Here is a 21,010-nt window from a genome sequence, read left to right on the forward strand (position 1 = left end):
GCTCTATTAATTGTTTTATTACCACTTATGATGTCTTCAATAGTTTATATGTACCTAATTGTTTATATCATTAACATGCTAAGTTCCATGTTTTCATGCACTTAGTGAAAGAAACAAACAATAGAGAGGCGAACATTTACTCATCAACCTTAAAGGGTTGTATTTTTTTATATTTTTTCTAGTAGACATAATATCTATTATGGGAAGTTATGCGGAAAATAGTTAATTTAATCTCAGAATCCAAGTTTACTCCTGATAGTGAGACAAAATGAAAAAAACGCTAAAAATACGTTAAATATATTTTTAGCGTTTAATCCTGGTGCAATTTATTTACCTACATATATCGCAGTCGGTCTAAATATTGTATTGTTATTTAATTGTTCAATTGCATGTGCACACCAGCCAACAATTCTACTAGAGCTAAATATCGCAGTAAAAATACTATCGTCTATGTTTATCGATTTCATAATTGCTGCTGCATAATACTCTACATTTGTATATAATTCTTTACCTGGTTTTAATTCCTTTAAAATCTTGATGGTTTGTGTCTCTGTTTCTAATGCCAAGGAAATCCAATCTGGTACGTTATTTATTTTCAATATAGTATTTTTTAACGCTACCGCGCGTGGATCAACTGTTTTATAGACGCGATGACCAAATCCCATTATTCTTTCTTTATTTTCTAACTTATTGTGAATAACTTCACAAATCCTGTCGATTGTTCTAATTTCCTCCAACAATGAAATGACTCCTGAAGGCGCACCCCCATGTAACGGACCTTTCATAGTACCAAGTGCACTTGCTACAGCAGAAACGAGATCACTTTCAGTGGAAATCGTAACTCTTGCAGCAAATGTAGATGCATTAAGCCCATGTTCCATAGTTAATATTAAATATGTTTCGAGGATTTTAGCATGTGTTATGTTATTTTCTCCCTTTAGCATGTATATAAAATTCTCAACATGATCTAACTTAGGATGAGGTGAGATTATAGGCAATTGACTTATTTGTCGATACCGATATGCTACTATCGTTGGCATTATTGCTATCAATTTAATTGCTTTTTCATAGATATCTTCCGTTTCATCCATATAATAAGCAGACACTATCGTTCTTAATATATCCATCAGCGGCATTTCTCTAGGAAGTTCTTCAAGAATGCTTTCTACATATCCGGGTAATGACCGATACGTCTTTAATTGTTCCTTAAATTGCTCTAACTTATCCTGCTCTGGAAACTTACCGAACAGCAAGAAGTAAGCAACCTCCTCAAACGAATAATTACCGACTAAATTATTGACAGGTACACCACGATAGGTTAATAAACCTACCTGTCCGTCAATATTACTTAATTCTGTCTGAACTGCGTTTACCCCTTTTAACCCTGGTTGAAACACTTCCTCCACTCTCCTCTCCCTTATGACACAATTATAGTTCAAGTAAAAGATTATTAAAATTTAGTATTTTTTAATATAATAATAAATAATCCTTATTAATGAGGTGTATTGATGGATATACGAACAATTAAGACCTTTATTCTTGCAGCAGAGTATGAAAATTATCGCGAAGTTGCCGAAAAACTATATGTGTCACAACCTGCTATTACATTTCAAATGAAACAATTAGAAAAAGAATTAGGAGCTTCTTTATTTATGAAGCATGGAAGAAATATCGCACTAACAGAATACGGGAGAATGTTTTATCAAGAAGCATTAGAAATTATTTCTCAATATGATAAAAGTGTACATCGCATGAATCAATTTAAACAAGGATTTCATAAACTAATTCGGGTTGCTATCTCTCCATTGCTTGCTGACACTATTTTGCCTTCTGTTTTACATCGATATATGACATCGAATCCGACTGTAGAATTAACCATTCAAGTTATGGAGTCAACTGAAATATCTCATTGTATTGAGATGGGTCATGCAGATATAGGGTTATCATGTTTGCCTGGCACAAGTCTCGTTATTAGCTCACCATTTCATGAAGAGGATGTGATATTGGTAGCCCGTCATGATGGATATGATGCTGAATCTGGACCTATCCTTGATGCAATGGAGATTCTTGAGCAAAATATTGTGTTCACGGATAATCATCCATTTTATTGGAATCAGTTAAAGGAGCAGTTTACGCTAAAGATACCTTCTATAAGAACGATGAAGGTCAATCAATCCTATATAACGAAGCGTTTTATATTAGAAGGTATGGGTGTTAGTTTTTTGCCTAAATCAAGTGTCAATAAGGAATTACTGGAAGGTAGATTCATAGAGATTCCTGCTCACTTTATTGAAATCCCTAAGGCAAGTATGTATTTTGTTTACAAGAATGAACAGCAAGTTGATAAAGAATTAATGCAATTTATCTCTTCCTTTCATTTTAGTTAATTAATAATTACAGAAAAGAATAAAAAATTGTAGTAAACTAATACTAGCTTACTTGTTTTTTTAAATAATGAGGTGAATCCATTGTTCCAACATAAAGTATTTATTATTATCACGATAGTTATGCTAATTATAGTTTCAGGTTGTTCATCTAATGAGCCAACCGATGAAGTAAAATTAACCATCTCTGCAGCAGCAAGCCTAAAGGAATCGTTGGAGAAAATACAACAATCCTATGAGAAAGAATATCCAAATGTGAAACTAAGGTATAATTTCGGTGGATCAGGTTCGTTGCAGCAACAAATTGCTCAAGGTGCGCCAGTAGATCTATTCTTTTCTTCATCTGAAGATAAATTTAATAAGCTCGTTGATGAAGGGTTTATTGCGGAGGACAATGGTATTACATTATTACAGAATGAATTAGTCCTTATTGTTCCTACTGATAATACTTACGATATAACAAAATTTGAAGATTTAATACATAGAGAGATTAGCCATATTTCCATTGGTATACCAGAAACAGTACCTGCTGGAAAATATGCAAAAGAGACATTAGAAAGCTTAAAAATCTGGACAGAAATCGAATCGAAAATAGTTTTTGCTAAAGATGTTAGACAAGTTTTGTCATACGTGGAAACCGGAAATGTTGAGGCGGGAATCGTTTATAAATCCGATGCCCTTCAATCCGAAAAAGTTACCATTATTTCTACAGCAGACGCAAACTTGCATTCACCAATTGTTTATCCAATAGGTATTATTAATGGAACCAAAAATTATATAGCTGCTAAGGACTTTTACAACTATATACAAAAACAAAATTCATTAGAGGTATTTGAAGATTATGGATTCATTACTAAATAATATATTATCTGAAGAATTTCTACATCCAATATGGTTATCGCTGAAGATTGCTTCGTTAGCAGGTATTATAGTCATTTTCTTCGGGACATTAGTAGGGAGATATTTCTCTAGGAAGTCTTTTCAAGGCAAGTCTGTAATTGAAACTATTATGATGCTACCGATGGTCCTCCCCCCTACTGTCATTGGATTTTTCCTCATTGTTATTTTTGGGCGAAATAGCTTTGCGGGTAGAGCTATAGAATGGTTATTCAATCAACCAATTATGTTCACTTGGTTTGCTGCAGTTATTGCAGCTGCAGTAGTTTCTTTCCCTCTTATGTATCAATCAGCGAAATCGGCATTTCAAAGTGTTGATCGAGCTATCGAAGAAGCTGCCCGCTTAGATGGAGCGAACGAGAAAAAGGTTTTAATATTTGTTTCCATCCCGCTTGCTTCAAGAATGTTACTATCAGGTTGTATATTAAGTTTTGCACGTGCATTGGGTGAATTTGGTGCAACATTAATGTTTGCGGGAAATATTCCAGGTGTGACACAGACAATTCCAACTGCTATCTATGTTGCAATGGATTCTGGTAACATGGCTCTAGCATGGTTATGGGTAATTTCTATTGTTGTTATTTCTTTTTTAATGTTATTTATTGTTCGCTCAAAGGAAGCTTAATTTATACCCTTAGGACTACTTGAATAAGGAATAGGAGCTAGATACATAGGTTGCTATTCCTTTTTGTTTACTAAAAAATACTACAAATAATTATTTAACAGATAGATCCCACACTAAAGTTATCCTGTCATATTTAGAAAAAACTAAAAGCACCCCAAAAGTACCTACTTGGAGTGCAGATATTTAAGCTTGATACTAGACTTTACTCTAACTCTATTTGTTCTAAAGGCCGTTTTGCAGGTCCTTCAACTACTTCACCAGTGTAAGTAAATCTAGAGCCGTGACATGGACAATCCCACGTTCTTTCACCAGAATTCCATTCCACCTCACATCCCATATGAGTGCAAGTGGTATCCACAGCATGAAGCTTATTTTCTTGATCTTTGTAAACACCTGTACGTTTTCCATTCACCCTAGTTACGGTAGCATCATCTGGTGATAGCGTTTGTATATTATTATCTGTAAACTCTAATTTTCCTTTGATAAGATGTTTCGCGACATCCGCATTGATACTCGTGAACTTTCGTAAAGAAGGATCTGCTTGGAAACGAGATGGAGAATATAGCTCCTCATACGGATTATCTTTACCCACGATCTTGTCTGTGATAATTTTCGCAGCGATTGTTCCGTTTGTCATTCCCCATTTCCGGAATCCAGTAGCCACAAATACTGCGTTCTCATGCTCTGAGATCGGTCCTATATACGGAAGTTTATCGAGTGTGATTAAGTCTTGTGCTGACCAACGATATAAAATATCCTCTATACCAATATGCGCTTCCGCGAAGTCCTGGAGGGCTTTATAATGCTCAATAGTAGATTTACCTTGTCCAGTCTTATGACTATCACCAATAACAAGCCACGCCTCTTCCCCATTGATCGTAACAGAACGTAAAGAGCGAGTAGGCTGTTCTGCTGAAATGTACATTCCACCAGGATATTTCTTTTTTGCTTTTATTGCTAAGACATAAGCTCTTTCCGCATACATTCTAGTAGGATAAAACCCTTGTCCGTCATAGAACGGGAAGTGTGAAGCTACAAAAACAAACTTACTCACAATGCGGTGCCCATCCCTTGTAATAATGGCCGGATGCTTATTATACTCAACATCAATTGCTGTCGTATTTTCATAGAACTGAGCTCCGTTTTTAACGCTTTCTTCAACCAACACTTTTAAAAAATCTAACGGATGGTATTGTGCCTGATTCTTCATAATTAAAGCTTTTTTGTGTGGCACATTTAATGGAACGGAATCCGTGAGTTCTCCCTCAATACCTAGTTCATCGTATGCTGCTTTCTCATTTTCTAATTGGGTTATGTAGTCATCTGCATTCGTATAAATAATCGCATCTTGTTCTTTGAAATCGCAATCAATATTAAGCTCTTTAACTGCTTTCTCAATAAATTCCTTCGCTTCGATTTGTGCTTCATAGTAAAGTTTGGCCTTATCTTTACCGAAGTGCTTAATAAATTCATCATAGATAATATCATGTTGTGCAGTAATTTTTGCAGTTGTATGTCCGGTTGTACCATTTAGAATAACACCCGCATCTATCAAAGCCACTTTTAAATTTTGTTTCGAGAGTAAATATGCTGCCGTAATCCCTACTATTCCCCCACCAACAATACCAACATCTACTTTAATATTCTCCTCTAACTTATTAAACTTTGGAAATTCTACCTGATCTCGCCAGTATGGTTCTGGAAATTGCGGCATATCTTTTGATTCAGCCATCCAAATCACTCCTTTTAATAACTTCTAAAGACTACATATACCATCATCTAACAGTATCTCCAATTGCCTTTACTATTATTTGGTATTAGTCTTTAAAAAAAAGATTGTTAGTAAGCTTCATAAGTTCATTAGTGGGAGGACCTACGATATTGAGTTGTATCTATTAATAGACAAGCGTTACAAAAATAAAAAATGCTACCCTATGGATAGCATTTTTGGATTAGCGTTCTTCAAAGAACTTTCGATTTAATAAAATATATTCATTTTCCTCTTCAGGAACTTCATCCTCCATAAAGATTGCTTCTACTGGGCATACCGCTTCACAAGCTCCACAATCAATACATATATCTGGATCTATATAAAACATATCTTTCCCTTCTTCGATACAATCAACAGGACATACTTCCACACATTCGGCAGCTTTCTCCGTTTTACATGGTGATGTAATTACGAATGCCATGTAAGACCCCTCCTTCTATAATATATAAACCAATATAAATGCCATATTATAGTAATTATACTACAGAAATTTAATTTTTAGTTCAAGCAATTACTAATAGAATCACCTTTTTTCATTTCTTTCATACGATTAACTAGTAGAAATAAAGGAGAGATAGTATGCAAGTAGTCGTACGTAGTGGTGATTCATTATGGTATTATAGCCAATTATTTAATGTTCCGCTCCCGTTAATTATTCAATCAAACCCTACTATTTCACCCTCACAATTAAGTATTGGCCAGTCCATTCAAATACCTGGCTATGAGATGCAATCTTACAGAGTCCAGCAAAATGACACATTGTGGCAGATTGCAACCAAACAAAACATCAGTATCGATGCTTTAGTACGAGCAAATCCTAATATAAATCCTAATAATTTACAAATTGGCCAACTGATCTTAGTCCCTTATCGCGTTACCAACATTGTGGTTACAGATCCATCAAATTATACTTATGATAAAATGCTTCGAGATATAAATAGGCTAATAAACATATATCCCTTTATTCAAAAAAACACAATTGGCCAATCTGTGCTTGGAAAAGACTTAATCGAGTTGCAGATAAGTTCTGGAAGCAAGCAAGTGCATATAAATGGTTCCTTCCATGCTAATGAATGGATTACTACTCCTGTTATTATGCGTTTTCTTAACCAATATGCTTTATCACTTACAAATAATCAAGCCATTCGTGGCCTCTATATGCTACCTTATTTCGTGCAGACGATGCTCTCGGCTGTACCGATGGTTAATCCTGATGGAGTAGATCTTGTTATCGAAGGTTCTTCTGTAGCTGGTGGTTTTGAAAGTGAGGTACTAGCGATTAACAACAACAATACCGATTTTTCTAATTGGAAGGCGAATATTCGTGGAGTGGATTTAAATAATCAGTATCCTGCTAAATGGGAAGTCGAAGCAGCTCGAAAACCAATATCCCCTGCACCGAGAGATTTTCCTGGTTACCAGCCACTAACTGAACCTGAAGCAGTAGCTATGGCAGAACTTACAGGTAATCGAAATTTTAGAAGAATGAATGCCCTTCACACACAAGGCGAAGTCATTTATTGGGGATACGAAGGATTAGAACCACCAGAGGCGGAAACGATTGTGAGTGAATATGCTCGAGTTAGTGGGTATAATCCAATCCGCTTTATTGATAGTTATGCTGGTTTCAAAGATTGGTTTATTATGGTATATCGCAGACCAGGGTACACAGTAGAGCTAGGAACGGGTGTTAATCCATTACCAATTTCACAATTTAATGAGATCTATGAAGAAACACTCGGAATTCTACTAGCGAATTTGTATATGTAATTTTTGAATAGAAAGGAGAATGCTTTTTGCTCTTTTCTATTCTTCTTCTTTGCTAATATATTTATAGATTTACTAATCAATACTTGATGCAATTACTATTCAGCTTTCTTTGTTTGATGTCAAACAACATGTAATAAAAAACTCGTATAGCGAATTCAAGAATGAATTGGCATACGAGACTTATAAAGAGTTTATTATTTATATAGTTTATCCACTTTAACCGCGTTGAACTTTTACAAATTCAATAAATGCTTTTACTTTGCTATCAAGAAATTCTATTGTACTCTGATCGTTCAATTGACCAGTTTGCTCATCAAACTTCTGCCCAGCCATATTGATCAGTACTTCATTACCAGCTGGTGGAAGAATTCTAGCTTGAATACCAGGAGCAGAAAGAATCTCACGTAAATGTAATTGCGCACGAATTGTTCCCATCATTCCTGGAGTTACACCAAGTGGCATTACTGGTTTATTCATAAAGACTCTTTCTACGCGCGAAGTCCAATCCAGTGCATTCTTTAGCACTCCTGGAACAGACCAATTATACTCCGGAGTAACGATTACAACTCCATCAGCATTTTTTATTAATTCTTTGAAATCCTTTACTACTTGAATAGGGTCATTTTCTTCATCTTGATTAAAAAATGGTAATGAACGAATATCCGCAATTTGCATTTCCATTTCTTCTGCATATCGATCTTGCATAAACTTAGCTAATCGCATATTGAAGGATTCTTCTCTAATACTTCCTACAAGTGCTACAATCTTCATATTTTTCCTCCTTAGTACTTTCAGTCACTCGTGTAAACTTATGTATTGCACTGATTGCTTTAGATAGTGGATGAAGCCTAACGAATCATTGCAAAAATTATTACTATATTAACGATAAATATTAAAATATTCTTTGTCAAATTAATAGCTTACATAGAAATAGCCTGTTTTGGTATTGAATACAAAATAGGCTACTAAAATTTTAAATGACTCCTTGAGCAATCATCGTATCTGCTACTCGGACAAATCCAACAATATTGGCACCAATGACTAGATTCCCTGGATAGCCATATTCTTGAGATGCATCCATGCTCTTTTTATATATATTTTTCATGATATCCCTTAATTTTACGTCCACTTCTTCCTGTGTCCAGAAGACACGAGAGCTATTTTGAGCCATTTCTAGCGAAGATACCGCAACTCCACCAGCATTGGCAGCTTTTGCAGGAGCAAAAAGTACGCTATTTGCTTGAAATTCATCCATTGCCTCTATTGTAGTTGGCATATTGGCGCCTTCACCTATAGCTTTTACACCATTTTTTATTAATTGGTTGGCAGATTTTATATCTAATTCATTTTGAGTAGCGCACGGTAGAGCGATATCACAAGGTACGTTCCAAATCCCTTTATAATTTGGTTGATAAACTGCTTCGGGATGTGATATGACATATTCTTTAATTCGTTTATTCTCTACTTCTTTTAACCGCTTAACAGTGTCTAGATTAATTCCACTTGGATCATAAACGTAACCACTGGAATCACTACATGCAATCACAGTTGCCCCAAGTTGTATTGCTTTTTCCATTGCATAGATGGACACATTACCTGAACCTGATATAACGACATTACTATTTTCAAAGCTTAATCCTTTTTCACGAAGCATTTCTTCAACAAAGTAAACAAGCCCATAACCTGTAGCCTCCATGCGTCCGAGACTTCCGCCAGAATCAATGGCTTTCCCCGTCAATACACCGGCTTCATATACGCCCTTTAGCTTTTTATATTGGCCAAACAAATAACCTATTTCCTTTGCTCCTACACCAATATCTCCAGCAGGTACATCTTTATCCGGCCCGATATGTTTGCTTAATTCTGTCATAAAGCTTTGACAAAATCGCATGATCTCCATATCCGACTTCCCTTTGGGGTCAAAGTCAGAACCACCTTTGCCTCCTCCGATAAATTGTCCTGTTAATGCATTTTTAAATACTTGTTCAAAGCCTAAGAATTTAATAATACTTGCATTGACGGACGGATGAAACCTTAAGCCTCCTTTATAAGGACCAAGAGCACTATTATATTGAACTCGATAACCGCGATTCACCTGTACTACGCCCTCATCATCAACCCAAGGCACTCTGAATGTGATAAACCGTTCTGGTTCTACAATACGATCAAGTACCCGTTGTTTAATATATAAAGGGTTTTTAACTAATACAGGTACTAAAGAGTTAAATACTTCCTTTACCGCTTGATGAAGTTCTACTTCACTTGGATTACGTACTTTTACCATTTCATATAAATGATTGACATAAGTTTGAACGTTCTCTGTTTCTAAGTTTATTGCATGCATAACTATCAACTCCTAACTTATCAAGTTTCATTTTTGAAAGTATATCGTATTATAGCAAATGACAGATGTGTATGAAGAAATATGTAAGTTATTTAGTTGTTCTCATCGTAGAAGTCTATACGGGGGCAAATATTATAGAACAAATTGTACCATAGTAAAGATTTAATTTAAAACAAGTAAAAAATAAAAAGCCGGTCATTTATAACCGGCTTTTGTAATTATACTACCTTAAAATAATCCTTTCGAAATCCTCCAATACGATTGCTATCGTCAAAGATGAAGTAAAATTCTTCGGTTTCATTTTTGACATCGTAAAGCTTACCTGGAGTTAGTTTATTATCTACTACAAACTTTTTCGCATTTGCATGCACACACTCAATTCGTTTCGTTGTTGGATTGTTTTCCCATTTTAGATGCATCATACTATTCTTTCTCCTCCAGTTAATATTAAGTAATTACGGTATATTAATTATTGTTCAAATAAATTAACTAAATGCGCATACCCTTCATCTTTCATTTTTGCTTTAGGAATAAAACGCATTGCTGCTGAATTCATACAATAACGTAAGCCACCTTGATCCCTTGGACCATCTTCAAATACATGTCCTAAATGAGAATCAGCGGTTCTACTTCGTATTTCTGTCCGAACCATCCCATGAGAAGTGTCTAACTCCTCAACTACTTCATAAGAATCAATCGGCCTCGTAAAGCTTGGCCAACCACAACCCGCATCATATTGATCCCTAGAAGAAAATAACGGCTTACCTGAAACGATATCTACATAGATTCCTTCTTCTAGATTATTCCAGTATTCATTCTGAAAAGGTCGTTCTGTACCTTTTTCTTGTGTTACGTGATACTGAAGAGGGGTTAGCTTTTCTTTAAGGTCAGATTTGTCTATATTCCATGTGTTCTTGATAAAATCCTCCCTGCCAGATCCTTTTTTATAAAGACGATAATGAAAAGATTGTTTTTTATAATAATCTTGATGCGCTTCTTCGGCTTCATAGAAAGGTTTGGCAGGAAGAATTTGGGTAACAACTGGTTTCGAAAACTTTCCACTTTCTTCTAAGTTCTGCTTCGACTTTTCTGCAATCAATTTCTGTTCTTCCGTGTGATAGAAAATAGCAGTTTGATAAGATTCTCCTCGATCATTGAATTGCCCATCCGGATCAGTTGGATCGATTTGTTGCCAAAATGTATCCACTAATTGTTCAAAAGGCATTAGTTCAGGATCATATGTTATTTGTACTGCTTCAACATGTCCGGTCGTATTGGAACAAACCTCTTCATAAGTTGGGTTTTCTATGTGACCGCCTGTATATCCAGATACAATGCTGATGACACCAGGACGTCTGTCAAATGGTTCAACCATACACCAAAAACAACCACCCGCAAAGGTTGCTTTTTCGATAGATTTTGTCATATATACTACCTCCATTAATTGCTGCTATGATTCATTCTTTCTTGTTTTCTTATAAAAATCAAGTATGGTGCTTTATTAGATGAATAATTTTGGTGTAGATTGCCCTCTTCTGTCACTATTGTTAAGTGATTCTTCATTTGATATAGCACTACTCTCAATAAATCTTAGACTGCTACTCTCAATATTTTCACTTTCTATATCAGTATCTGCACTTTCCAAATTTTTAAATGCCTTCATCATTCGGTACATCGTAGGTAAGTTTCTAACCACTGGACCATATTGCTTTACAAGAGGTGCTGCAGTATCTACTACTCGAAGGAATTGTTGAACTCCATTTAAGGTTTTTGATAATCCGTCTACCCCTTTTGTAGCCATTTGTCCTACATGTTGATTAGGTCCCATAAATTGTTGTAATAACCCTGTTATCGGATTATTTCTAGTCGGCATCTGTCCATGCCCTTGATTAGGAAACATAAAATCATTTCTAGGCCTGAGGCTTCTCGATTGCCTCTGCGGTGGGAATATCATAAAGCCATCCCTCATTTCAATTGTTGTATCTAGTTCATTGTACGTAGTGACCAACAAAGCGTGTAGGCGCACGAAACAAATTATCATAAATAGAGAGTAATTATATTTCCCGGGTAACCGCAGAAAACAACATTTTATATGCGTTTTAGTGCGTTTATTGACGAATCTGCGCAGATTATTGAGCTTCCTGGTGTTGATATGACTAATTACCAAATCGAAACGCTAAATTAGATCCCCTGTGTGATGGTTCTATTACTAACTTCGTATGAATTTCATTCTTTAGCGATGGAACATGGGAAATAATTCCAAGCAATCGATTGCTCTCCTGCAGGTCTTTTAAGCAATCAATAGCTTGCTGTAGGGAGACTTCATCTAATGTACCAAATCCTTCGTCAATAAATAAGGTATCTAACTGTACCCCACCTGCATGTGCTTGTACGACATCTGCTAATCCTAAAGCTAGACTAAGTGCAGCTTTAAATCCTTCCCCACCAGAAAGTGTTTTTACAGATCTCGTAATCCCAGTATGGTGATCCATTACCTCTAAATCTAGTCCACTCTGTGCACCACGTTTAGCTACCTCTCCACTTCGCACGAGCTGATAACGATGATCTGTCATTCGATCCAATCGAACATTTGCTTGTAATAATATTTCTTCTAGAAATGATGCTAGGACATACCGTTCAAAGGATAACCTCAACGTATTATTTCCACTAGATAGGTTCGCTAATGTACCAACGATATAATAGTCTGCCTCTAAATCCTTTCTATTTTCCAAAATGGCTTGAAGGCGTCTCTTCGTATCCTCGTCATGCTTTATCTTAGACTGCAGCTCTAATAGCTTCTCTTGAATAACTTGCAACTCATGTTTATTAGTCTCTACCTCAACAGCTATTACTTCTAGATTAGCTCTCTCTATATTAGTTAGCTGTTTATTTAGCTCCTCTAAACGAAAACGAATTCTCTTAAAGTTTGATTCATAATCGTCAATTTCGACTTCTATCTTTTTTTGTAGTTCGCTCGATAGCTTGGCAAGGTTATATAATTCAAGATTATCAAATCCACTCTCCTGAGTAGCTGAAAGAAACTTATCGTACTGCAATTCATACTTTTTCTTCGTGTCCTTTTCAAAACTCTGTAGTTGCTCTATCACAGTAGCTTGTTTCTGCATGAGCTCGTTTGTCTGTTCATAAGTAGTTTTTACTAATTCCCACTCTTTTACGATGCGTAAATAATACTTTTCCTTTTCATCTAATGCTTTGGTAAATTCATATGGATCCTGTAATTCTTCAGGCAGCTGTTTCTCCAACTCTTCTAATTGAGTAACAGTGCGAACCAACTCATCATTGATTTCCTGCGCATGCTTAGTAATTAAATCAAACGTTTGTTTTAATTCTATATTCTTATTTTGTAGAGATGCTTTTTTATCTTGAAATGTTTTTATTTCCTGCTGTTTGTTAGCAATTCCATCTAATTTTCTATTTATACTTTTGATTTCATTATCTAGGCTAGCTTCAATAGATGGGATCATTTCAGCAGAATAGTTTGGATATATTCCATTCAATTCTCCTTGAATTTTATCTACTACAGTTCGTTGTGTCTGTCCATTAGTCTTATGATTAACAAAATCCTGCTGTAGAGAGTCAAATTCAACTTCCTTTTTTCGTATCAAGGTCTTTAACTGCTCTAATTCTTGAAAATCATCTTGTACAGTATCATGTGCTGCTTTATTTGGATGTTCAGTTGATCCACAGACAGGACATGCCTCGCCTGGAATCAATTGGTGAGCAAGTATGAACGCAAATTGGTCTCTTTGTGCACGATCCAATTCATCATGTTTTTCCTTTAACTTTTTCAATTCTTCTTGTTTCTCAATATAAGTATTTTTCGCATTAGTATAGTTCTGACGCAAACCAATTAGCTTTTGATTTTCTAATTTAAATTCAGCTATTTTTTTGCGGATTTCCTCTTGCGTCTTTAAAGCATCCTTTGTTTCGTATAATGCTTGCGTAAGATTACTTTCTTCTTTGAGTTGCACTTCCAAGTCTGCAACTGTAGCTTCATTATTTTGTATTTCTGTCTGCAACTGGTTTAGCTTGCTACTGTTATCAGTTTTCTTTTGTTTAAGATCACCGACCTTTTGCGTCATTACTTGATATGTTTTCACATATTCCAATTGCTTCTTAGCTTGCTTAATCTCTTCTTTTAAATCTTCTCGTTCTTGCTCCCTGTTTGACTCCGTTACATACTTCGCTTTAGCATGTTCAAAATCTCTTTGGATTTGGCTTAATCGTTTTTCCTGTTCTTGTAATTTTTGAATTTGTGTTTGCCATTCTAATTTTCTGGAAGCGGATTGCTCTTCTAGTGGGATTATTTGTTGAGCCTTTTTTGCAAGATGAAGTTTTTCTTTTTTTACTACTATTGATTCCCTCATCTGCTCTAATCGTTCATTTTCTTTCATTAGAGTTTCTTGTTCCTTAAACTTCTCCTCAATTAGACTAGCATTTCGAAGCTTTTCTTCAGCAAGCTTTACCTTTTCCTGTTGATTTTCCTTTAATTTATTTTGTTCTTGTTCTATATTCTTCGTTTCCTTTATTTCTGTTTCTAGCTTTTCTAATCGAACTTCCTCTGAATCGTTTTCATCTATTTCCACTTGTTTCCAACTAATTCTAGAAAACTCATATTCCATGTCCGCTTCTAGCTTTTTAATTCCTGCTTCTAAATCTTTGGATTGAGCCTTCAATTCTTCGGTCATCTTCTCATAGAAATGTGTCCGAAAGATTTTCTGTAAAATTGCTTCTCTTTCTCTACTGTTTTCAGAGATTAACTTTCGAAATTCTCCTTGTGGAATTAATACCATTTTTCTAAATTGCTCATAGTCAAAGCCTAATCTTTCCTCTATTGTTTCATTAACATCTTTGATGCGTGATGAAATAAGCTGCTTCTCCCCATCCATAATTTCATATAAAACAGCTTTAGCTGGTTCTTCCGTAAATCCTTCTCCGCGGTCCTTTTTCTTTAGTTGCTTAGGATTACGGATAATTTCATACACATGATTATTTAATGCAAATTGAAATTCTACTTCAGTTGGCTCCTCCACTGCTGCAAAATGACTTCTTAAGGAATCTTGGTCACGATCTGATCCGCTAGCTTTTCCATATAAGGCATAACAAATGGCATCAAAGATTGTAGTTTTTCCTGCTCCAGTCGGACCTGTAATAAGAAAGATAGATTCATCACCTAACATATCAAAATTTATAGTTTGCTTCTCTAAATATGGGCCAAATGCAGTCATACTGAGTTTAATTGCGCGCATTCTATTCCCCTCTTTCTTTATGAATTACAGTTGAAATTGTCTTTTCAATGTATTCCATACGTTTATCATCCATCTCTTCACCGGTAATCTCTTGGTAGAACGAAGCAAATAACTCGGTATGAGATTGTGTTTGTTTTTGGCGAATTTGTTGTAAATCAGAGAGACTTTTGGTAGTTGAGAATCCAGCACGTTCTAGTCGCAAAATATTTGGGTAAACTTTTCTGAGCTTGTACATCGGATCCATTATTTGACCTTTATCAAGTAGGCGGATATGCAAGTAATCCTCATTATTGTCTAAAGGATGAGAAAGTAATTCATCAAAATAACCTTCTACGATCCGCAAATCGTGTTTAGGAACTAAAGGAATAAGATTAATATTACACTTTCCTTCTCCGTCGATTTCTACAATAGTGACTGATTTTTTATGATTTGCTTCCGAAAAGGAATACTTTAAGATGGAACCACTGTAACGAACTACATCGCGCTTAATCCGCTGTGGCTGATGTAAATGGCCTAAGGCAACATACACAAAATCCTGAAAGATGTTTGAATCTATATATGGAGAACCACCTATCATAGAAAGGCGTTCTTCCGATTCAGATTCCATTCCACCTGCAACAAATGCATGTCCAACAAAAATATGACGTTCACGAAGATCATTATTCTCTTTTATATAATTAATTACTGCCTCCATTGCGGTTTGATGAGAATGAATACGATCATCATCAAATAATTCTTTCGCCTCCGCAGGCTCAATGTATGGAACTAGGTGAAAGTATACCGGTCCATATTCGTCCTCGATAACTACTGGTTTAAGACTTCTACTTAACTTTGTTTCAATATGAAGATGTTGCATTCTAAACAATTCTGTTCCAAATTCTAATCGTTCGGGACTATCATGGTTCCCTGATATCGCCAAGACTGGTACTTTAATATCAGTTACAAGGGTAGTAAACACTCGGTTTAGTAAATCAACTGCTTCTTTTGGTGGTACTGCACGGTCATATAAATCACCTGCTATGATCACTACATCTGGTTGTTCTGACCGAATAATATTGATTAATTGGCTTAAAACAAAATCCTGTTCCACTGTCATGTGAACACTGTTTACAATCTTTCCAAGATGCCAATCAGCGGTGTGTAATATTTTCATGATACCTTCCCCCTTGTGAATTTTCTTTACTAATTTTATCATGTTTATTCTATCTACAGTATAATATTTTCTTGATAAACAAACAAGTGTTCGCATATAATGTTAGTGAGGTGATGATAAATGGTGAATGATAGAGGCTCAATCAAATGGACATCATTAATGCTTCCTGAACATGTTGAATTGCTTCGAACAATATGGAGTGAAGATAAGCGAGTTACAAGACCAAAATTAGATGAGCAGGAGCTAGAGGTTTTAAACATACGTTTGTTAGAAGCTTACAATGAACAGCAACTAATTCAAATAGAATATTATCAAAAAGGTCGAATGGTAAATATACGTGGTGGGATCAAGAAGTTTGACCAGCTAAGTCAAACGGTGGTTATCCAAAGTAGTGAGGAAGAAACAGCTGTTCCATTTACAGATATTTATCGTGTGGAATAAATAGGAGGGCTGCCCTTTGGGGACAGACCCTCTCCTATAAATCTTTTTCTTTTATTAAATAGGTTTCCCATAGTGAATCAAATACTGACAGTGAACCAGTGAACGGACTATTCCATTCCAAATACTCGCTAATCACATCATAGCTATCAGAATGCTTCGGAAAGTTGTGATCCTCAAACATCCAATCTGCTAGTTTGCTTTCTTCATCTGGCTTCTTTTTTCCTCGGTAGCTCATCATGAAATGATAAAACGAACGCATAAAGGACACCTCAAAATACAGATTTAAGATTCCATAAATTCTTGGTGCTTTCTTTCCTTCTTTTTATACACAATTGCTGAAAGATAAACACTAATTTCATATAAAAGAAAAAATGGAATCGACACGATAATTGGTAGCAAAAAGTCTGGTGGTGTTACCATCGTAGAAACGATAATTAAAATAAAATAAGCATACTTGCGAATTTTTCTCATAAAGCTTGGTGATAAGATACCAATACTAGTTAAAAACATAGAAAAAATTGGAATCTCAAAGATAATCGCAAATGGTAAGGTAATTTGGAAAATAAACTTAAAGTACTTTTCTACCGTAAACATCTCATTGAACATTCCATTATTTAACGATAATAGGAATGGAAGAATCAAATTAATAAACATTATATAGCCAACAACTAGTCCACCAACAAATAAAAGGAATATTGCTGGAATATATGCTAGTGATGCTCTTCTTTCCCGTGGAGTTAAACCTGGTTTAATAAACATCCATAGTTGAAATGCAATAATGGGAATTGTTGCTGCAAGTGCTACAATACCTGCGATTGTAAACCAGACCCAGAAAACTTCTGCTACACCTATTAAAGTTAACTTAAAATCTATGTGACTTTCAAAAAACTTATAAATATCTTCTACAAAAATATAGCTGGTTATAAAAAACACTACAAAGAAAATAGCCGTGACAACTAGCCGATTTCTAAGTTCCGACAAATGGCCGGTAAAATTCATATCTTTCTCTTTATTTTTACGTGCCATATTTACACCCCAAGAGTTCAAATGCTAATAATCTGTTTTCAAGAAAAGCGCCAGGCGCTTGAAGCAACACTTCTTTGAACAGAAAAGAAGATGCAAGGTTAAGAACCTCACACCTTTCCTTAATCATTTTTTATAGTTGTTTTCATTTCGTTAGACGACTTTTCTGGATTGCTGTCCTCTGAAACAATATCTTTTGCAGCATTACGGAATTCTCGCAGTGAACTACCAAAAGCCTTTCCAATCTCTGGCAACTTAGAGGGACCAAAAACTACTAATGCAACAATAAGAATTAAGATTAACCCACCAACACCAATATTACCCATGATTGTTCACTCCAAAAGATTTATTTATTCTCTTTTCCTTGTACAATATCTTTTGTATCTTTTATTTCATCCGTTACATCCTCGGTTAAATCCTTCGTTGATTTTCTGAATTCGCGCAAGGTTTGCCCCGCAGCTTTTCCGATTTCGGGAAGCTTCTTTGGACCAAATATAACTAACGCAATAATAAGAATTAATATTAACCCTGGAATACCTATAGGACCCATCATTACACCTTCTTCTATCTAATTAATGTCATTATAGATTAAAAAACTATGAATTGATATGTATCACAGAAAATATCACAAAAAGTTCATGAAATAAAGATGGTTATGTCCAATAACCACCTTTATTTTATCAGTTAAAGCTTCAATATACAACTAGTACCCTTGTTACTTCAAACGGTTATACTGAATAAAATAATAATCGTAAGGATTTTTTTCGTCTTTTACACCTTTAACCCTTGAGACTTCCGCCCATTCTTCCATAGAAAAGCTAGGGAACAACACATCTCCATGAAAATCCTCATCAATTAAGGTTATATACATTCGATCTGCATATGGTAGAATCTGTTCAAATAAACCTCCTCCACCAATTACAAATAGCTCTTCATTCGGGTTCTCTTGGTTTATATCAAGAATTGCCTCTATATCACGGATTAATTCTACTCCATCAGGAAGTCCTATTTCTTTCCTACTTAAGACAATATTACGACGGTTAGGAAGTGCTCTACCGATGGAATCAAATGTTTTCCTTCCCATAACGATCGTGTGTCCCGTAGTTTTTTCTTTAAAAAATTTCAGATCATTTGGTAAGTGCCAAGGCAAATCATTATTAGCACCAATTACTTGATTACGATCCATTGCAAAAAGTAGTGATATCATCGAATTCCTCCTTATACCGCAATAGGAGCTTTAATAGTAGGATGTGGTTCATAACCAATAATTTCAAAATCACTTAATTCGAAATCAAAGATAGATTCTTTATCTTGGTTTATCTTTAGCTGTGGCATCGTTTTAATTTCCCGTTCCAGTTGGATGTTTACTTGTTCGATATGGTTTGCATAGATATGTGCATCACCTATTGTGTGAACAAATTCCCCAACCTCTAAACCTGTTTCATGTGCAATTAAATGTGTGAGTAAGGCATAGCTTGCAATATTAAATGGCACGCCTAGGAACACATCAGCACTCCGTTGGTAAAGTTGACATGAAAGTTTTCCATCAGCGACATAGAATTGGAATAATGTATGACACGGCGGTAACGCCATATTAGGGACATCTTCAGGGTTCCATGCGGACACGATATGTCTACGTGAGTTTGGATTACTACGAATTGCTTCAATTACTTCTTTCAACTGGTCAATTGTTTCATGTTGAGAAGTTTTCCATGCTCTCCATTGCTTACCATAAACAGAACCCAAATCACCATACTTTTGAGCAAATTGGTCATCTTCCAAAATATTTTGTTTAAAATGTTCCATTTGTTCTTCGTAAATTATATTAAAATCAGCATCAACCTGACTACGGTTTCCGAAATCTGTCATATCAGGTCCAGTATATTCATCACTTTCTACCCAATTTTTAAATGCCCATTCATTCCATATATTATTATTGTTTTCTAATAAGTAACGGATATTCGTATCACCTTTTATAAACCATAGTAATTCACTTGCAACTAAGCGGAATGGAACTCTTTTGGTGGTTAATAGAGGAAACCCCTCTTGTAAATTAAAACGCATTTGGTAACCAAATACGGAATAAGTACCTGTATTCGTTCGGTCATCTCGTTGTGTGCCATTCTCTAATATATAGTTACATAGTTCTAAGTATGCTTTTTCTCCTGCTACCATTGTGAATTCTCCTCCAAATCTATCTAGTTATTACTATTGTATCATTCTTGTAACATAATCGTAATTCATAATTCCATTATATTAGCAATAAATCTAGTTAACAAGAGTTCATCTGAAAGGGGTTATTGTGCATGTTAAACGGTACGGTTGAAAGTATAGCAAAAAACACGCTATTATATAGCTTTGTATTGAGTCAGCCATTTGCCCTTTATGCTGGAGTTTATCCTATATTTGAAAATAAAACATTACTGGAAGCCGAGGAATTAGAATATGGTGACCACGGTGAAGCAGTACGAATATTACAATATAAATTAAATGAGCTATCTTACTATGAGGACCAAGTTGATGGTGAGCTTGGTGTATTAACAGAGCACGCAATCAAAAAATTTCAGCGTGATCATAATATGACCATTACAGGTCAAGCAGACAAAGAGACAATTCTTGCACTTATCGAAGTAGATATTGACAGACACATCAAAAGACTTGAAAATTTATCTGACTCTGTTTATCCTGGATTGCAAAGCGAAGATGTAGAGATTGTGCAAGAGTCATTACAATACTTTGGATACTATGAAGGTGAGATTGATGGGATGTATGGTCCCTTAACGAAAAAGGCTGTTGAAATTGCAGAGGAAAAGCATGATATTGATTTTCTTGATGAAGCTCCACGGCAATCATTATCAGCCATGTATAATTCGGAAAGACAACAGGCTGTCACTGCTAGTGCACAAACTAAACCTAAAGCCAACATAAAAAATGTTACCGTCTCTGCCAACTATTCAGCAATTATTCAAACTGCATATGCTCATGTAGGAACCCCGTACGTCTGGGGAGGAACATCTCCAGGTGGATTTGATTGTAGTGGTTTTTTACAGTATGTTCACAGTGTGCACGGTGTAACACTTCCGAGAACTGTTAGTGATCTTTGGAATTTTGCTTCTCCAGTTAGCTCACTATCCGTAGGTGATTTGGTCTTCTATGAAACCTATAAGCCTGGACCATCACATGCTGGTATTTACTTAGGAAATGGTCAATTTATTCATGCAGGTAATAACGGTGTAGAAGTAAGCAACATGGGAGAAGCATACTGGCAACAACGATACTTAGGAGCAAAGCGAATTGGTGGTAATTAAATGTCTAGGAGCTTGAAATTGGAT

Annotated in this window: 22 protein-coding genes; 6 read left to right on the plus strand and 16 right to left on the minus strand. The window is 35.5% G+C overall.

The features are described 5' to 3' along the window. Positions 1-326: 326 nt before the first annotated feature. The gene (locus TE34_RS13015; RefSeq protein ID WP_330218315.1) at positions 327-1,406 is read right to left on the minus strand and encodes a citrate/2-methylcitrate synthase; all 1,080 of its coding nucleotides are present in this window, start codon (positions 1,404-1,406) and stop codon (positions 327-329) included. A 102-nt stretch (positions 1,407-1,508) separates the two neighbouring features. Here TE34_RS13015 and TE34_RS13020 point away from each other — a divergent pair, with 102 nt between their 5' ends. From TE34_RS13020 to modB, 3 genes are all read left to right on the plus strand, one after another. Then, positions 1,509-2,387 carry a LysR family transcriptional regulator gene (locus TE34_RS13020; RefSeq protein ID WP_047985250.1) on the plus strand — a complete coding sequence of 293 codons (879 nt, stop codon included), beginning with the start codon at positions 1,509-1,511 and terminating at the stop codon, positions 2,385-2,387. 81 nt (positions 2,388-2,468) lie between these two features. Then, positions 2,469-3,245: a molybdate ABC transporter substrate-binding protein gene (modA, locus tag TE34_RS13025; RefSeq protein ID WP_236687155.1), complete on the plus strand. Its 777-nt coding sequence runs from the start codon at positions 2,469-2,471 to the stop codon at positions 3,243-3,245. After that, entirely contained in the window at positions 3,226-3,906 is a 681-nt protein-coding gene (modB, locus tag TE34_RS13030) for a molybdate ABC transporter permease subunit (RefSeq protein WP_047985251.1), read from the plus strand. The genes modA and modB overlap by 20 nt, the downstream gene beginning before the upstream one ends. Positions 3,907-4,108: 202 nt before the next feature. Here the strand turns inward: modB and TE34_RS13035 are convergent, their stop codons facing one another. Together TE34_RS13035 and TE34_RS13040 are read right to left on the minus strand one after the other, a co-directional pair. Beyond that, positions 4,109-5,638 (minus strand): FAD-dependent oxidoreductase, encoded by a 1,530-nt coding sequence (locus TE34_RS13035; protein WP_047985252.1) that lies wholly within the window; start codon positions 5,636-5,638, stop codon positions 4,109-4,111. Between the two features lie 220 nt (positions 5,639-5,858). After that, complete coding sequence (locus TE34_RS13040) at positions 5,859-6,098, minus strand: indolepyruvate ferredoxin oxidoreductase subunit alpha (protein ID WP_047985253.1); 240 nt, start codon at positions 6,096-6,098, stop codon at positions 5,859-5,861. Between the two features lie 158 nt (positions 6,099-6,256). Between TE34_RS13040 and TE34_RS13045 the strand changes: the two genes are divergently transcribed. After that, positions 6,257-7,447, plus strand: a complete 1,191-nt coding sequence (locus TE34_RS13045; protein WP_047985254.1) for a M14 family metallopeptidase — start codon at positions 6,257-6,259, stop codon at positions 7,445-7,447. A gap of 216 nt (positions 7,448-7,663) precedes the next feature. Here TE34_RS13045 and TE34_RS13050 read toward each other — a convergent pair whose 3' ends face one another. The 7 genes from TE34_RS13050 to TE34_RS13080 form a co-directional block, all read right to left on the minus strand. Then, entirely contained in the window at positions 7,664-8,218 is a 555-nt protein-coding gene (locus tag TE34_RS13050; protein ID WP_047985255.1) for an NADPH-dependent FMN reductase, read from the minus strand. A gap of 202 nt (positions 8,219-8,420) precedes the next feature. Next, a complete protein-coding gene (gdhA, locus tag TE34_RS13055) occupies positions 8,421-9,791 on the minus strand; it encodes an NADP-specific glutamate dehydrogenase (protein WP_047985256.1) in 1,371 nt (456 codons plus the stop codon). A gap of 218 nt (positions 9,792-10,009) precedes the next feature. Then, complete coding sequence (locus TE34_RS13060; protein ID WP_047985257.1) at positions 10,010-10,213, minus strand: DUF6501 family protein; 204 nt, start codon at positions 10,211-10,213, stop codon at positions 10,010-10,012. Positions 10,214-10,260: 47 nt separating this feature from the next. Beyond that, complete coding sequence (gene msrA / locus TE34_RS13065) at positions 10,261-11,217, minus strand: peptide-methionine (S)-S-oxide reductase MsrA (protein WP_047985258.1); 957 nt, start codon at positions 11,215-11,217, stop codon at positions 10,261-10,263. Positions 11,218-11,292: 75 nt separating this feature from the next. Further along, positions 11,293-11,745 (minus strand): VrrA/YqfQ family protein, encoded by a 453-nt coding sequence (gene vrrA, locus TE34_RS13070; RefSeq protein ID WP_053075078.1) that lies wholly within the window; start codon positions 11,743-11,745, stop codon positions 11,293-11,295. A 202-nt stretch (positions 11,746-11,947) separates the two neighbouring features. Further along, complete coding sequence (locus TE34_RS20315) at positions 11,948-15,061, minus strand: AAA family ATPase (RefSeq protein WP_053075079.1); 3,114 nt, start codon at positions 15,059-15,061, stop codon at positions 11,948-11,950. Position 15,062: 1 nt separating this feature from the next. Then, positions 15,063-16,214, minus strand: coding sequence for an exonuclease SbcCD subunit D (locus TE34_RS13080; protein WP_047985259.1), 1,152 nt, complete (start codon positions 16,212-16,214; stop codon positions 15,063-15,065). 120 nt (positions 16,215-16,334) lie between these two features. Here TE34_RS13080 and TE34_RS13085 point away from each other — a divergent pair, with 120 nt between their 5' ends. Further along, a complete protein-coding gene (locus TE34_RS13085) occupies positions 16,335-16,655 on the plus strand; it encodes a YolD-like family protein (protein ID WP_047985260.1) in 321 nt (106 codons plus the stop codon). A gap of 34 nt (positions 16,656-16,689) precedes the next feature. Here the strand turns inward: TE34_RS13085 and TE34_RS13090 are convergent, their stop codons facing one another. From TE34_RS13090 to TE34_RS13115, 6 genes are all read right to left on the minus strand, one after another. After that, complete coding sequence (locus TE34_RS13090; RefSeq protein ID WP_047985261.1) at positions 16,690-16,914, minus strand: YozE family protein; 225 nt, start codon at positions 16,912-16,914, stop codon at positions 16,690-16,692. Positions 16,915-16,937: 23 nt separating this feature from the next. Further along, entirely contained in the window at positions 16,938-17,681 is a 744-nt protein-coding gene (gene tatC / locus TE34_RS13095) for a twin-arginine translocase subunit TatC (protein ID WP_047985262.1), read from the minus strand. Between the two features lie 119 nt (positions 17,682-17,800). Next, on the minus strand, positions 17,801-18,007 hold the full coding sequence (locus TE34_RS13100) for a twin-arginine translocase TatA/TatE family subunit (protein ID WP_169749101.1): 207 nt from the start codon (positions 18,005-18,007) through the stop codon (positions 17,801-17,803). A gap of 17 nt (positions 18,008-18,024) precedes the next feature. Then, complete coding sequence (gene tatA, locus TE34_RS13105; protein WP_047985264.1) at positions 18,025-18,231, minus strand: twin-arginine translocase TatA/TatE family subunit; 207 nt, start codon at positions 18,229-18,231, stop codon at positions 18,025-18,027. 162 nt (positions 18,232-18,393) lie between these two features. Further along, the gene (locus TE34_RS13110) at positions 18,394-18,885 is read right to left on the minus strand and encodes a dihydrofolate reductase (protein WP_047985265.1); all 492 of its coding nucleotides are present in this window, start codon (positions 18,883-18,885) and stop codon (positions 18,394-18,396) included. A gap of 11 nt (positions 18,886-18,896) precedes the next feature. After that, positions 18,897-19,853, minus strand: a complete 957-nt coding sequence (locus TE34_RS13115; protein WP_047985266.1) for a thymidylate synthase — start codon at positions 19,851-19,853, stop codon at positions 18,897-18,899. A gap of 131 nt (positions 19,854-19,984) precedes the next feature. Between TE34_RS13115 and TE34_RS13120 the strand changes: the two genes are divergently transcribed. After that, positions 19,985-20,986, plus strand: a complete 1,002-nt coding sequence (locus tag TE34_RS13120; RefSeq protein WP_047985267.1) for a C40 family peptidase — start codon at positions 19,985-19,987, stop codon at positions 20,984-20,986. Positions 20,987-21,010: the final 24 nt, after the last annotated feature.

The organism is Ornithinibacillus californiensis (genome assembly GCF_001038485.1).
In the GTDB taxonomy this organism is placed as follows: domain Bacteria; phylum Bacillota; class Bacilli; order Bacillales; family Amphibacillaceae; genus Ornithinibacillus; species Ornithinibacillus californiensis.